This window comes from Flavobacterium rarum (SeqCode) (assembly GCF_965234445.1).
Lineage (GTDB): Bacteria > Bacteroidota > Bacteroidia > Flavobacteriales > Flavobacteriaceae > Flavobacterium > Flavobacterium rarum.
The window spans coordinates 173,293-186,803 of the sequence record NZ_OZ248490.1 but is presented as its reverse complement, the minus strand read 5'-3'; the positions used below and the strand labels follow the sequence as shown (position 1 = coordinate 186,803).

The 13,511-nt window shown below is 32.7% G+C and carries 16 protein-coding genes; 4 read left to right on the top strand and 12 right to left on the bottom strand.

Annotation, left to right across the window (positions count from 1 at the left end):
- The first annotated feature begins 95 nt into the window (after window positions 1-95).
- Window positions 96-737: a protein-L-isoaspartate(D-aspartate) O-methyltransferase gene (locus AC8GF4_RS08975; RefSeq protein WP_506594014.1), complete on the top strand. Its 642-nt coding sequence runs from the start codon at window positions 96-98 to the stop codon at window positions 735-737.
- Between the two features lie 226 nt (window positions 738-963).
- Here the strand turns inward: AC8GF4_RS08975 and AC8GF4_RS08970 are convergent, their stop codons facing one another.
- Complete coding sequence (locus AC8GF4_RS08970) at window positions 964-1,632, bottom strand: DUF4136 domain-containing protein (protein ID WP_506594013.1); 669 nt, start codon at window positions 1,630-1,632, stop codon at window positions 964-966.
- An 88-nt stretch (window positions 1,633-1,720) separates the two neighbouring features.
- Window positions 1,721-2,173 (bottom strand): SsrA-binding protein SmpB, encoded by a 453-nt coding sequence (gene smpB / locus AC8GF4_RS08965; RefSeq protein WP_506594011.1) that lies wholly within the window; start codon window positions 2,171-2,173, stop codon window positions 1,721-1,723.
- A gap of 70 nt (window positions 2,174-2,243) precedes the next feature.
- Here smpB and AC8GF4_RS08960 point away from each other — a divergent pair, with 70 nt between their 5' ends.
- Window positions 2,244-2,468 (top strand): VF530 family protein, encoded by a 225-nt coding sequence (locus tag AC8GF4_RS08960; protein WP_506594009.1) that lies wholly within the window; start codon window positions 2,244-2,246, stop codon window positions 2,466-2,468.
- A 135-nt stretch (window positions 2,469-2,603) separates the two neighbouring features.
- Here AC8GF4_RS08960 and AC8GF4_RS08955 read toward each other — a convergent pair whose 3' ends face one another.
- The 4 genes from AC8GF4_RS08955 to AC8GF4_RS08940 are packed head-to-tail and all read right to left on the bottom strand — an operon-like array spanning window position 2,604 to window position 5,203.
- A complete protein-coding gene (locus AC8GF4_RS08955; RefSeq protein WP_506594008.1) occupies window positions 2,604-3,242 on the bottom strand; it encodes a class I SAM-dependent methyltransferase in 639 nt (212 codons plus the stop codon).
- Between the two features lie 58 nt (window positions 3,243-3,300).
- Complete coding sequence (locus AC8GF4_RS08950; RefSeq protein WP_506594006.1) at window positions 3,301-3,750, bottom strand: GNAT family N-acetyltransferase; 450 nt, start codon at window positions 3,748-3,750, stop codon at window positions 3,301-3,303.
- Between the two features lie 34 nt (window positions 3,751-3,784).
- Window positions 3,785-4,336, bottom strand: coding sequence for a GNAT family N-acetyltransferase (locus tag AC8GF4_RS08945; RefSeq protein ID WP_506594004.1), 552 nt, complete (start codon window positions 4,334-4,336; stop codon window positions 3,785-3,787).
- Window positions 4,337-4,351: 15 nt separating this feature from the next.
- Complete coding sequence (locus AC8GF4_RS08940; protein WP_506594002.1) at window positions 4,352-5,203, bottom strand: aldose 1-epimerase family protein; 852 nt, start codon at window positions 5,201-5,203, stop codon at window positions 4,352-4,354.
- A gap of 171 nt (window positions 5,204-5,374) precedes the next feature.
- On the opposite strand from AC8GF4_RS08940, the gene AC8GF4_RS08935 reads away from it, so the two are divergent.
- Complete coding sequence (locus AC8GF4_RS08935; protein WP_506594000.1) at window positions 5,375-7,654, top strand: M1 family metallopeptidase; 2,280 nt, start codon at window positions 5,375-5,377, stop codon at window positions 7,652-7,654.
- A 174-nt stretch (window positions 7,655-7,828) separates the two neighbouring features.
- Here AC8GF4_RS08935 and AC8GF4_RS08930 read toward each other — a convergent pair whose 3' ends face one another.
- Window positions 7,829-8,869: an agmatine deiminase family protein gene (locus tag AC8GF4_RS08930; RefSeq protein WP_506593999.1), complete on the bottom strand. Its 1,041-nt coding sequence runs from the start codon at window positions 8,867-8,869 to the stop codon at window positions 7,829-7,831.
- Between the two features lie 190 nt (window positions 8,870-9,059).
- On the opposite strand from AC8GF4_RS08930, the gene AC8GF4_RS08925 reads away from it, so the two are divergent.
- Window positions 9,060-10,586, top strand: a complete 1,527-nt coding sequence (locus tag AC8GF4_RS08925; RefSeq protein ID WP_506593997.1) for a choice-of-anchor I family protein — start codon at window positions 9,060-9,062, stop codon at window positions 10,584-10,586.
- Window positions 10,587-10,679: 93 nt separating this feature from the next.
- On the opposite strand, the gene AC8GF4_RS08920 is transcribed toward AC8GF4_RS08925, so the two are convergent.
- From AC8GF4_RS08920 to AC8GF4_RS08900, 5 genes are all read right to left on the bottom strand, one after another.
- Window positions 10,680-11,567 (bottom strand): carbon-nitrogen hydrolase, encoded by an 888-nt coding sequence (locus AC8GF4_RS08920; RefSeq protein WP_281239473.1) that lies wholly within the window; start codon window positions 11,565-11,567, stop codon window positions 10,680-10,682.
- A gap of 188 nt (window positions 11,568-11,755) precedes the next feature.
- The gene (locus AC8GF4_RS08915; protein ID WP_506593995.1) at window positions 11,756-12,409 is read right to left on the bottom strand and encodes an ATPase; all 654 of its coding nucleotides are present in this window, start codon (window positions 12,407-12,409) and stop codon (window positions 11,756-11,758) included.
- Window positions 12,393-12,653, bottom strand: coding sequence for a hypothetical protein (locus tag AC8GF4_RS08910; protein ID WP_506593993.1), 261 nt, complete (start codon window positions 12,651-12,653; stop codon window positions 12,393-12,395). Before AC8GF4_RS08910 ends, AC8GF4_RS08915 begins: the two co-directional genes overlap by 17 nt.
- Window positions 12,654-12,745: 92 nt before the next feature.
- The gene (locus AC8GF4_RS08905) at window positions 12,746-13,081 is read right to left on the bottom strand and encodes a hypothetical protein (RefSeq protein WP_506593992.1); all 336 of its coding nucleotides are present in this window, start codon (window positions 13,079-13,081) and stop codon (window positions 12,746-12,748) included.
- 40 nt (window positions 13,082-13,121) lie between these two features.
- The gene (locus AC8GF4_RS08900; RefSeq protein ID WP_506593991.1) at window positions 13,122-13,487 is read right to left on the bottom strand and encodes a DUF2200 domain-containing protein; all 366 of its coding nucleotides are present in this window, start codon (window positions 13,485-13,487) and stop codon (window positions 13,122-13,124) included.
- Window positions 13,488-13,511 lie beyond the last annotated feature (24 nt).

Sequence of the window (13,511 nt, the reverse complement as noted above, 5' to 3'; positions counted from 1 at the left end):
GATTAGCAACAATTATTATGTTAATTTAAAAAATAATATTCTCCAGCTTTTATTGAATTAGTTTTCTATTTTTGCTTTATATAAAACTCAAAAATTTGAAAGATACCGCCAAACATCAAGGACTTCGTAATCAATTAGTAAGTGTATTGCAACTAAAAGGAATTACGGATAAGAACGTTTTAGAAGCGATAAAAAAGATTCCACGTCATTTGTTTTTAAATTCAAGTTTTTCCGATTATGCTTATCAAGATAAGGCTTTTCCTATTGGCGCAGGTCAAACTATATCTCAACCCTATACTGTAGCTTTTCAATCTCAGTTATTAGAAATTAGTAAAGGACACAAAATTTTAGAAATTGGGACAGGTTCAGGCTATCAAACGGCTGTTTTGAGTTTAATGGGGGCTCAAGTCTACAGTGTAGAAAGACAAAATGAATTGTTTAAACAGACATCTGCATTGTTGCCTAAACTTGGAATTCGTCCCAAACATCTTTCTTTTGGTGATGGTTACAAAGGTTTGCCGAATCACGCTCCTTTTGATAGTATTATAGTTACAGCAGGTGCACCCATAATACCTCAGCCTTTAATGGCGCAACTCAAAATAGGAGGGAGACTTGTTATTCCACTAGGAGAAGATGTTCAAATCATGACATTGTTAATCCGAAAAAATGAAACACAATTCGAAAAACACGAATTCGGAGAATTTCGATTTGTTCCTTTGTTAGAGGATAAGAATTAAGGTAGTTATTCAGTTTATTCTAAATTAAGATCTAATTAAAAAAAGCAACACCCCCTAAAGCTTTCGGGGGTGTTGCTTTTTTATTAGTCTGCATAGTTACGAATTAAGTTCAAATAAGATTCTTAGATACTTGAAATCTAAATTTAATAATTGGCAACAAAAAAAGCAACACTAAAAATTCAGTGTTGCTTTTTTATTATAATTTTATTTAAGAAAAATTTACTTCTTATTTTGCTTTTGGAGCCATGTAACCATCTGCTCTCATTTGTTTTACGCAAGCTTCCATGATTTCATCTACAGTAGTATTTACATCAGATAAATCCAAAGATTTTGTAGTAGCACTCCAAACCAATTTATTGTTTTTTAAGTCAAAAATGTTAGTTTCAACATAGTAGTATACATTTTCTTGGTAGTATCCAGGAGTGTAGTAAGCTGGAGCGTAAGCACCATACCATCCACCAAATCCTGCGCCATAGCCCATACCGTAACCTCCTACATAACCATATCCCATACCAGGATATCCCATACCGCTATAGTAGTTTGAAGTTCCAGGAACATATTGAGTTTCTTTATCAGCTCTAATGAAACGCATTGTTACAACACCGTCAAATCCTTCAGATTGAACGATGCTTATTTTTTGTTCTTGAGTAAGATTTAGATTTTGTTGATTCAAATAATTGTAAGAAGCATTCAATATTGCAGGATTAATTGCTGCAATTCTATTTTCAGTAGTTCTTCTAGTGCTTTCATCTTTTACTAAAGCAACGACCAAAACTTTTTTGAAGTTCTCTTTGGCTAAAGTAGAGTTTGGATCTCTCCAGCTTGAAACGATTGAAGTACTGCTACCACAACTGGCAAAGCATACACAGATTAATGCAATAAAAAAATTTTTCATGATTTTGTTTGTTTGTTTTTAATACAAGTAAAAGTAATTATATTTTCATAAAAAACAACTTTAAGCCTATAAATTTCGCTTTTTTTGGCTAGAAAGCTTTCTTTATTCTATCCAAATCTCTTTTGGTATCTTGCTCTTTTAGCGATTCTCTTTTGTCGTAGGTTTTTTTACCTTTACAAAGTCCAATTTGTAGTTTTGCTAGTCCTTTTTCATTAGTAAATAATTTCAAAGGAACTATTGTAAGTCCTTTGGCTTGAACGCTTCTGAGCAATCCTTTCAGTTCTCTTTTATTCAATAATAGTTTGCGTTCGCTTCTTGCTTTATGATTGAATTGATTACCAAAAGTATACTCTTCAATATAAGTGTTTATAGCAAAAAGCTCATTACCGCTAAATTCGCAAAAACTTTCGGTAATATTGGCTTTTCCTAATCGTATGGATTTGATTTCGGTACCCGCCAAAACAATTCCTGCGGTAAAGGTTTCAAGGATTTCATAATCGAAACGGGCTCTTTTATTGAGTATGTTGACAATTTTTTGCATAGTGTGGCAAATTTAGGAACTAATTAATGAAAGACCAATTGTTTTTAAGAAAATACTATAAATTTGCAAAATGGAAAAGCAACAATCAAAAGACCCTCTTCATGGCATTACCCTCCAAAAAATTGTAGAAACTCTAGTGGAGCATTATGGCTTTGACACTTTGGGAGAACTCATAAAAATTAAATCTTTTAACGAAAATCCAAGCATAAAATCCAGCCTTACCTTTTTGAGAAAAACAGATTGGGCTCGAAAACAAGTTGAAGAATTGTATCTAAAAACCATTCAGAAAAAGTAATGCAAATTTTTAGGAGCTTTATCCAGCTGTCCACTTGTATCTTATTGTTTTTAAAGAAAAAACAATAAGTATACCGCTTCCATCTGGGCTAGGGCATAGGTATTCATAAGACAGAATAGTTAATATTGACTTTATCTATTTTCTACCTATTAGTTGAAAACCTTCAGCAGTATTTCCATTCATAGTTTTTACAACTATTGGATTTTCAATTAAAATCTCAAAATTTTTGGTCAAAGTTTTTATCCACTCTTTGGTATGATGACGAAAAGTGGCTCCCTCGGGCAGTTTGAAAATCCCAAAATTGTTTGCGTCTCCATTCAAATATTCATATCTTTCCACTTCAACCGATTTTTCTTGAAGGTAATAATCACTGATATAAATTATCCCGTCTTTTTTTAGTTTAGAAAGAAGCAAGTCGATTAATTTTTCTTGACCATCGTTTGAAGGTATGCATGTAAGTACAGCAAAAAGGAGTATGCAATCTACTGAATTGGCATCTAGTGTTAGTTCTACTGGATTTTCAATATGAAAAAGGGACAAATTATTTTCTTGAATTCCTCTTGTAATTAATTCTTTTGAAGTGTCATAGCCTAAAACATTTTCAAAACCCAAATCGGTCAATTGTTTTACAATTCGGCCATAGCCACATCCAAAATCAATAATGACACTTTGTTTTTTAAAAAATCGGTTTAGAAGTTCTATATCTATTGGATGTGTAAATGTTTTGATTTCGGCTACGCTGTTCCAATATTCTTTTTGATTGTCTAAATCCATTTTGACTGTAGTTTTGTTTTTTTGGAATCTTTGTCAAAGTTCAAAACTTAGACAAAGATTAAAGCTTCATTTCCATAATGGGCATAAACCTGTTTTTTATGGAAGTTTCAAACGCTCCAATTTTTTTGAATCCAAATTTTAGATAAAAATCTTCAGCATTTGGTTCAGCATCAAGGGTTATTTTTTCAAATTTTCCGTTTTTCATTCGATCAAGAAAATCATACATTAAATATTTCCCAAATCCTTTTCCAATATATTCGGGTAATACAAATAAGTTATCAAGTATTGCGATCTTTTCTTCTTTTATTATATACGAATAATAGCCAACTATTGCATCGTCATTTACTAACTTAAAAACAGAATTAGTCTCAATATATCCTTTGGAAATAGTTAAGTTATCCTTCCATTTTAAAAGTTGTTCTTCAGAATATCCCCAATACGCTTTTGATTTTTTGGTAATTTCAGTCAATATTTCATTGTCTTCGACGTTTGCATATTCTATTTTCATTCAATTATAGTAGTATCATGTTTTTAATGAAAAATTATTTATTCAAAATAGAATAAATCATTGTGTCAAGAAAACGGCCTTCATAGTATTCATTTTCTATTAAATGGGCTTCTTTGACAAAACCATTTTTTATTAAAACCATTTCAGAACCTTTATTTTCGGGATCCAAAATTGCTTCTATCGAATGCAATTTCATTTCGTTAAAACCATATTCAACTACTTTTTTCAATGCTTCGGATACAATTCCTTTGCCTTTATGGTCTGGAAAAAGCATATAACCCACTTCGGCTCTGTAATGTTCCGGTTTTATTCTATAATGACCAATGATTCCGATTAATTTGTTGGGTTCGTCTAAGTAAGTTATTCCCCAATTTATTCCAATTCCATTTTCTATTTTGTCATCAAACATAGCAATCAAAGCCGTTGCATCTTCTTTATTCTTAAGATAGGGTCTTGGAATGTATTTCATAACTTCATCATTCGATCGCAACGACAAAATGGCTTCTGTATCATTAATATTGACTTGTCTCAATAACAATCTAGGTGTTTCTATAACAGGAAATGGTAAAAAATTAATTTCTAGCATAAAATTTTTATTTAATTAAAGAATTTCAATATTAAATTCAGACTGAAAAGTTGTATTGGCTTCTAAAATTTGTGTACTTTCTTTTTCAAAAAGATTTCCAAATTGTTCTACTGTATCCGAATAGCCAAACCAAGGTTCGATACAAATAAAGGGAGCATTTGATGGTGTCCAAATTCCTAAATCTGGAAAATCAGTGTAGCTAACTTTTAAAAATGGTTTCGAATTTTCTAGAATGGTTATTGATTTGGAAGCTATTTTTTTAAAGACCAAAGCATCATTTTCGAATAGTGTATAGTTCAACTGCAATACATTTTTATCCAATTGTAGTTCGTTTGTACTATTCGAGATTAAGCCGTCTTCCAACAAATAGTATTGTAATGGTTCTTCTTTTTCAAATAGTAAACTATAATTTTCAAAATCTTCAGGTAGATCAAATGCAGGATGTGCTCCTATAGAAAAAGGCATTTTTGTGTCATTTATATTAAAGACTTTATATTCTATTTTTAAAGAATTATTTTCTAATGTATAAATTAAATGCAATTCAAAATTAAATGGATATTTCTGAAGGGTTTCATCAGTAGATTTTAAAGAAAATGTAGCACTGTTTTCTTTTTTATCAATCAATTCAAAATCCATTTCACGGGCAAATCCATGACGCGACATTTGATATTCAATACCGTTATATTGGTATGAATTATTTTTAAGAGTTCCTACAATTGGGAATAAAACAGGAGAGTGTTTGCCCCAAAATAATGGATTTCCATTCCAAATGTATTCTTTATTCAAACTGTCTTTTAAGGAACATAGTTCGGCTCCGGTGTGTTTTATTTGTGCAGTTAAGGTTGCGTTGGTTATTGTTGTGGTCAAAATAATAATTGTTTTTTTTTGTTATCAAAATAGCTTCTGTAAAGATATTTTATAAATAGTATTCAGAGAAGAAAAACAAAATTAATTTATACTTAAAAATCAATCAAATTCTTATTTTTAAATAGAAATTTGATTTTTTTTCCATTAATTTGTTTTATAAACACAAATATTATGAGAAATAATCGTTTTAAAATTCTATTTCAACTGTCTTTATTTATTGTATTTAGTACTTCATGGAGTCAAGATTTTCAAGCTGATACTACGACAACAGCTAATAAGCCTGTTTCAAAACCAGTTTCGAAATATAATTATCACGACGCTTTTGGTCCTTTTTTTTATATAAATAATGGATCAACTACCAGATCGGCTAATGGTGAACCGGGTCATGAATATTGGCAAAACAGAGCAGATTATAAACTAACAGCCAAATTGAATGAAAAAACCAATGAAATAATTGGTTCAGCAATTGTAACCTATACCAACAATAGTTATGATAAAATGGGGTTTGTTTGGATGCACTTGGACCAAAATTTATTTAAATCCGATTCAAGAGGGAATACTTTAATTCCTTTGAATGGCAGTCGCAATGGAGCCCGAGGTGAAGTTTTTGATGGTGGACACAAAATAAAATCTGTAAAAGTAGTTTCTACTTCAAAAGGGAAGTCTATTGAAAAAGAAGTGAAATATAGCATCACTGACACCAGAATGCAAGTTTTTCTGGATGATGATTTAAAAGCAAAAGGTGGAACTGTAAAAATCAAAATCGATTTCTCTTATATTTCCCCAAAAGAAGGGTCGGATAGAACTGGTGTGTTGGACACCAAAAATGGAAAAATATTTACTATTGCGCAATGGTATCCCCGTATGTGTGTGTACGATGATTTAAGAGGTTGGAACACCAATCCCTATTTGGGAGCATCAGAGTTTTATCTAGAATACGGTGACTTTGATGTCAATATTACAGTCCCATCCAATCATATTGTTGTTTGTTCAGGAGATTTATTAAACCCAAAAGCAGTATATTCTGTTGATGAACAAAGCCGAATTGCAAAGGCTAAACAAAGTGAAAAAACTGTTATGATTCGTACCGCTGAAGAAGTAGCTGCTAATTCCAGCTCAACTTCTGAAAAAACATGGCATTTTAAACTTACCAATGCACGCGATCTTTCTTGGGCATCATCGGCTGCTTTTATTTTGGATGGAGCAAGAATAAACTTGCCAAGCGGTAAAAAATCTTTGGCATTATCTGCTTATCCAGTAGAAAGTGCTGGTAATGAAGCTTGGGGACGCGCTACAGAATATACCAAAACTTCGATTGAAAATTATTCAAAAAGATGGTTTGAATATCCTTATCCGGTTGCTACCAATGTTGCTGGAAATGAAGGCGGAATGGAATATCCAGGAATCGTTTTTTGTAGTTGGGAATCCAAAGGTGAAGATTTATGGGGCGTTACAGATCATGAGTTTGGTCATGGATGGTTTCCTATGATTGTTGGATCCAATGAACGACTATTTGGTTGGATGGACGAGGGTTTTAATACTTTTATAAATTCATTAAGCTCTGTCGATTTTAATAATGGAGAATATAAAAGCAAAGTAACAGATCTTCATCAAAATGCGGAATATTTTACAGACCCAAAGAACGAACCAATCATGAGTTCTCCTGATAATATGAAGGAAAGAAATATTGGTCTTTTGTGTTATTTTAAACCAAGTTCTGGATTGATTATTTTGAGAGAACAAGTTTTAGGGCCAGAGCGTTTTGATTTGGCTTTTAGAACTTATGTAGAGCGTTGGGCGTTTAAACATCCTGCTCCAGACGACTTTTTCAGAACGATGGAAAATGTTGCTGGCGAAGATTTAAGTTGGTTTTGGAGAGGTTGGTTTGTCAATAATTGGCGATTGGATCAAGGAGTGAACTCTGTAAAATATATAAAAAATGATCCAAGCAAAGGAGCAGTAATTACTATAGAAAATTTCGAGAAAATGGCAATGCCAGTAGTTTTAGATGTAAAAACCAAAAGCGGAAAAGTGACTCGTATTAAACTGCCTGTTGAAGTTTGGCAACGTAATATTGATTGGTCTTTTAAAGTAAATACTACTGAAGAGATCATGAGTGTAATTATTGATCCCGATCATGTTTTTCCAGATGTAAATGAAGCAAATAATACTTGGAAGTCAGACAAGGGAGTAATCGAAAAAGATATTATTTTAGATGGTTATTTAGGTAAATTTTCGACTAAAACTGCCCCTTTAAAAATTGAGTTTACAGAGAAAAATAGTGTTCTTTATGCAGAAATTACCAATTACCCAAAATTTGCACTTACTCCAAGTGGTAAAGATGCCTTTGAATCCAAAGAAGCTGGAGTTTCTTTTCAATTTAATGAAGCCAAAAATGGATTTGATATGCTAATTGGTGCAGATCAAAAAATTCCTTTTACAAGAGATTAACTAGTTTAAAGGTTTAATACTTTAGCTATACACAAGGTTTCATATAGTTCTAGAATAAAAAAGACTTGCAGATTTATATTCTGCAAGTCTTTTTTTATGATTGTTGTTTAGAACCTAAAACAATTAAATCCTTAAGTTTTTAAACCTTGAAACTTTTAACTTTTAAACATTTTTTTACTCCGGAATTTGCTGACTCAAACAATGTAAAGTTCCAAATCCCCATATCAAATCAATAGCACTGATTCCGATGATTTCTCGATCAGGAAAACATTCGGCTAAGATATTTAGCGCCACTCTGTCATTAGCATCATTAAAAGTAGGAACCAATACACAATTATTCAAAATCAAGAAATTGGCATAACTTGCTGGTAATCGTAAGCCATCAAAGTCAATGCGTTTTGGCATTGGCAATGCTACAATTATTGGTGATTTCCCATCTTCTAGTTTGGCATTTTGCAATCTTTTTAAATTGTCTTGCAATGGTTTGTAGTTGTTGTCATTGGGATCCAATTCGACAATAGTTACAATGGTATCTTCATTTATAAATCGGCATAGATCGTCGATATGTCCGTGGGTATCATCTCCTTCAATACCGTCTCCAAGCCAAATCACATTCGTAACTCCCAAATATTCTTTGAAAACGGCTTCGTAGTCTTCTTTTGTGAAACCTGGATTTCGAACTTGAATATCGGGATGCATTAGGCATTCTTCTGAGGTTAGCAAAGTCCCGCGTCCGTTTACATCAATGGCGCCACCTTCAACAATTACAGGTTTTCCTTTGTACATCACTTGAGTAACAGGAATGTTTAAAGCTTCGCCTACTTTGATTGGAACATGTTTGTCCAGATTAATGTTTTTGTATTTTGCCCATCCATTAAAATTAAAATTTAGTGCTTCTCTTTCAGTACCTTTTTTAACAATAATTGGACCAGAATCGCGCATCCAACTGCGATTGGTTTTATGAACTATAAAAGTCACATTTTCAAAATGGACATGTGCTTCTTCTAAAAGTATGGCTACTTTTTCTTTTTGATTTTCATCGGCAACAACCAAAAAAACAGTTTCAAAATTGGCTACTTTCTTGATGAATTCCACAAATGCCCATTGAATGGCTTCGTATTTTCCAGGCCAATCTTTTCCATTATGCGGAAAACACAATAAAATTCCTTGTTGTTTTTCCCATTCTGCTGGGAAACGTCTTGTAAGTGTAGTCATAGTTAATGCTAATTGTAATGCGTACAAAGATAATCAAACAGTGGGATTAATAAATAGTATCGATGGTTACATTTTATTCTTTTGACTCAAATCAAAATTATATGAATAGTTATGTTAAAGATTTTATAATGTTCTAGTAATAAGTGCTGCGAATTTGAAAGTTATTTTTGAAAAAATTAAAACAAACAAAATGATAAAGAAAAGTGTAGCTGTACTTGCAGTATTATTTTTGATCGTAGGTTGTCAAAACAACAATGATTCCGATGAAACTACTGAAGTAATAGTAAACGAAAATCCTTCCACTTTTAAAGAAATTGGAACATTGACTATTGGAGGAACTGGTGCTGCAGAAATAAGTGCTTATGACGAAATTTCCAAAAAATTATTTACTGTAAACAATAGTAGTGCCAATAAAATAGATGTGATTGATCTTTTGGATCCAACAAAACCTGTTTTGATTTCCAGTATTGATTTGGTTCCTTATAACGGAGCTGCCAATAGCGTAGCTACTTTTAATGGAAAATTGGCAGTAGCTTTAGAATCCAAAACAAACAAACAAGAATCAGGTAAAGTTGTCGTTTTCGATACTTCAAATTATGCTTTGGTTAAAGAGATTACGGTGGGTGCTTTACCTGATATGATTACTTATTCACAAGATGGTAAATTCATAATGACGGCAAACGAAGGAGAACCAAATGACACTTATTCTCTTGACCCAGATGGATCGGTTTCGATTATTGATGTTACTTCCAATTATGCGGTAACCACTCTAACTTTTGGAAGTTTCAGCGGACAGTTAGCCGATTTAAAAACCAAAGGATTCCGAATAACAAGTCCAACTAATAATTTTGCTTCTGATATCGAACCAGAATATATAACTATTTCAGCCGATTCAAAAACAGCTTGGGTTACTTTGCAGGAGAATAACGGAATTGCAAAAATTGATTTGGCAACAAAGAAAATTGTTCAAATTTTTCCTTTAGGATATAAAGAGTATAGTTTGGCCGAAAATGCGATTGATATTAGTGATAAAGATGGGGCTGTTGATTTCAATCCTTGGAAATTGAAAGGAATGTTTCAACCTGATGCAATTAGCAATTTTGAAATAAACAAAGTACCTTATATTGTAACAGCAAATGAAGGAGATGCAAGAGAATATGCTGCTTTTGTGGATGTTAAAAGAATTAATAACGTTGCAGTAGTATTAGACCCAACAATTTTTCCAAATGCAGCAGCACTAAAAGCGGATGCAAGTATGGGAAGATTAAACATCAATACCAAAATGGGTGATACTGATGGTGATGGAGATTTTGACGAATTAGTTGGGTTTGGAGCTCGTTCTTTCTCAATTTGGAATGGACTTACAGGACAATTGGTTTTTGATAGTAAAAACGAATTAGACAAAAAAGCTCAAGAATTAGGTGTTTATGATGATGGAAGAAGTGATGATAAAGGAGCAGAACCAGAAGCCGTTTACGTCACTAAAATGGGTGATAAACAAATCCTTTTTGTAGGATTAGAAAGAGCTGATGCCTTTATGGTCTATGATGTGAGTAATCCGATGACTCCAAAACATTTGCAAACCATAAAAACAGGGGATGCTCCAGAAGGTCTTTTGTTTATTCCAGCATCCAAAAGTCCAACCAAAAGAAGTTTGGTAGTGGTGAGTAGTGAAGGAGATGGAACTGTCAAAATATTTCAACCCGATTTGAATTAAGGGAAGTTACTAAGTTACTAAGATGCTGAGATTCTAAGATTATTTTAAAAACTTAGAATCTCAGATGCTTAGAATCTTAACGTCTAAAAATGACTAATCAATTGCTCGTTTGGTAATATCTCCAAAAGCATCGATTCTTCTGTCTCTAAAGAAAGGCCAGTTCTGGCGCACATTTTCTTGTAAATCCAAGTCTACTTCGGCAATAAGAATTTCTTCTTTATCGTGTGAGGCTTGTGCCAAAATTTCGCCTTGTGGTCCCGCAATAAACGATGATCCCCAAAACTGAATTCCAGCTGTTCCTTCAATATATTGTTCTAAACCAATTCTATTAGCAGCTGCTACATATACACCATTGGCGACAGCGTGCCCTTTCATTACGCTCATCCAAGCACCGTGTTGGTTTTCACCGTATTGCTCTTTTTCTTGCGGATGCCACCCAATTGCTGTTGGATAAAATAAAACTTCGGCGCCTTGCAGAGCAGTTAAACGAGCTGCTTCCGGATACCATTGATCCCAACAAATTAAAGTTCCAATTTTACCTTTTTGGGTTGGAATCGTTTTGAAACCTAAATCACCTGGAGTAAAATAGAATTTTTCATAGAAATGCGGATCGTCCGGAATGTGCATTTTGCGATACAATCCAGCTTCAGACCCGTCAGTGTCGATGATGTAAGCACTGTTGTGGTAAATTCCAGCCATTCTTTTTTCAAAGAAAGGAACAATGATTACCACTCCCAATTCTTTAGCCAAAGCGCTAAAAGCGATAAACGAAGTGCTGTACAATGGTTCTGCCAAAGCAAAATTATCAACATCTTCACTTTGACAAAAATAATGACTGCTGTATAATTCCGGTAACGAAATTACTTCAGCACCTTGGTTGGCAGCATCGCGAACCCAACTCATGCATTTTTTAAGGTTATTTTCGGCAACATCGTTTAGGTTCAATTGAATGACCGCTATTTTGTACTTTTTCTTTGACATGGTAAAAAAATTAGACTGCAAAAATAGTTATTTTTTAAAAGAATAGCGGTAATGGGAAATAGAAAAGTTTTGGAGATATTTATTTTTTGAAAAGGTTTAAAAATCAAATTTGTTGTAAACATATTCTTCAAACCAAAGCGGAAGATTAGTGGTGTGAAATTTGAAAGCTTGACCTTGATATACTTCTGCTAATAAATCCATCTTTTTGCCTGAATTATCAAATAAGAATGCTCTATCAACAATTTTTTTGCATCAGATAGATTTTCTAATGTTTTAAAATATCTTTTTTGAATTTTATTTGCATCAACATTATGACCTCCTTTAGCAACTCTTAGTTGTACTCGGTCGATATTTTTTTCGTAATCATCAGTACAAACAAAATATAGATATGTTTTAAATCCTAATTTGTTAGCAGTTTCTATTTCTCTAATCTTAGAAAAATCACTCATAACAGTCTCATAAGAAAAAGATTTTTGTTCTCTTAAAAGTAAATATCTGATAAAGGAAGCTGCAAAAGCGGCTTCATAACTGTTTGTGTCTTTAGGTTTATTGACAATAAAGTTTTCAGCTATTGTAATATCAATTGTGAAGTTTTCTTGTTGAGCTTTAGCAAATAAGGATTGGCTATCGTTTAATGAAATGAATCTTTCTAAATCTTTTTGAGTGATTTTTAATCCAAATTCAGACAAATCTATTAATCCTTTTGTTTGCAGTGTCTTTTCTATTTCATCAGCATTTATGAAAATACCTGAAATATAAGTTTTGCTTATTTTCGAATATAATGATGTTTTTCCAGATCCATTAGGGCCTGCAAAAACTCTAATTCTACTTTGACTTGACATACAAAATAGTTCCTTTTTTTATTTTTAGAGAGGAGCGTAAAGGTCTGTTTTTTATGTTTTCGATTTCACCGTTGGCATTTTCACGAACCACTTTGTTTCCTTTTGTATAGATGAATGGTAAACCTAATGCTCTATTTTCTCTTATTGCGTTTACTACAGCCTGTTTGCCAGCTAATATTAAATTTGAGACTTCTTTGGTATTTGATCTAAATACTATTTTTTTATCCACTTTTTCTCTTAGCATAATTAAGGAGTATTAATTCTTATAACAAATATAAGGCTTTTTCTTTGCTCTGCAATGTTTTGTATTTTGAGTTTGTCTTTCTTATTTTATAATTAAAATCGATTTTTCTTAAGAGAATTTAACCGCTCTCTTACCGTTTCAGAAAATGGATTGATGTCCTTTTCACTGATCAACCCTTTGATGTACATATTGAGGACGGTATCAAAGTAGTATGCTCCAGAAATTCCATCGTAATTGGAAGCTATATATTTGTCGTTATCTTTAACGGTACCATAAACTTGACCATAGGTTTCTCTTGCATCCTTCTTGTTATTTTTCCAATCTGTTAAAATGTCTAAAATTTTAGTATTGCAAATTTCAATTTCTTTTAGAATTCCTTTATCCATTAGAATTCGGGCTGTTTTTTTGTCTGATTTTGATAGTTCCATTGTCAAGTTGTTGTTATATTTTGTCGTTTTTAAAGTTACTTTAAGCAATTCGCAAAATTTTTTCCATTTTGCGTCCTTTAGCCAGTTCATCAACCAATTTGTCCAAATATCTTACCTGTTGTATTAATGGATTTTCGATCTCTTCGACTCGATAGCCACAGATCACGCCAGAAATGAGGTGAGCATTAGGGTGTATTGAAGCATGCTGAAAGAAGTTCTCAAAAGTGACTTTTTCTTCGATAAGTTCTTGCAGTTTTTTTTCGTTATAACCGGTTAGCCATTCTATTACTTGATGCAATTCTTCTTTTGTCCTTCCTTTTTTCTCCACCTTTGCGAGATAATGCGGATATACCGTAACGAATGTCATTTTTGCTATTCGCTCATCATGATGGCTTGTGCTGTTCATAATTTGTTTTTTTACAGTAGATTT

Coding starts and splice junctions, on each gene's coding strand:
- AC8GF4_RS08945 (WP_506594004.1), bottom strand. CDS start 4,336: ATGCTAGAAATTAATTTTTTACCATTTCCTGTTATAGAAACACCTAGA.
- smpB (WP_506594011.1), bottom strand. CDS start 2,173: ATGCAAAAAATTGTCAACATACTCAATAAAAGAGCCCGTTTCGATTAT.
- AC8GF4_RS08915 (WP_506593995.1), bottom strand. CDS start 12,409: ATGTCAAGTCAAAGTAGAATTAGAGTTTTTGCAGGCCCTAATGGATCT.
- AC8GF4_RS08925 (WP_506593997.1), top strand. CDS start 9,060: ATGATAAAGAAAAGTGTAGCTGTACTTGCAGTATTATTTTTGATCGTA.
- AC8GF4_RS08950 (WP_506594006.1), bottom strand. CDS start 3,750: ATGAAAATAGAATATGCAAACGTCGAAGACAATGAAATATTGACTGAA.
- AC8GF4_RS08970 (WP_506594013.1), bottom strand. CDS start 1,632: ATGAAAAATTTTTTTATTGCATTAATCTGTGTATGCTTTGCCAGTTGT.
- AC8GF4_RS08920 (WP_281239473.1), bottom strand. CDS start 11,567: ATGTCAAAGAAAAAGTACAAAATAGCGGTCATTCAATTGAACCTAAAC.
- AC8GF4_RS08905 (WP_506593992.1), bottom strand. CDS start 13,081: ATGGAACTATCAAAATCAGACAAAAAAACAGCCCGAATTCTAATGGAT.
- AC8GF4_RS08955 (WP_506594008.1), bottom strand. CDS start 3,242: ATGGATTTAGACAATCAAAAAGAATATTGGAACAGCGTAGCCGAAATC.
- AC8GF4_RS08900 (WP_506593991.1), bottom strand. CDS start 13,487: ATGAACAGCACAAGCCATCATGATGAGCGAATAGCAAAAATGACATTC.
- AC8GF4_RS08910 (WP_506593993.1), bottom strand. CDS start 12,653: ATGCTAAGAGAAAAAGTGGATAAAAAAATAGTATTTAGATCAAATACC.
- AC8GF4_RS08935 (WP_506594000.1), top strand. CDS start 5,375: ATGAGAAATAATCGTTTTAAAATTCTATTTCAACTGTCTTTATTTATT.
- AC8GF4_RS08930 (WP_506593999.1), bottom strand. CDS start 8,869: ATGACTACACTTACAAGACGTTTCCCAGCAGAATGGGAAAAACAACAA.
- AC8GF4_RS08960 (WP_506594009.1), top strand. CDS start 2,244: ATGGAAAAGCAACAATCAAAAGACCCTCTTCATGGCATTACCCTCCAA.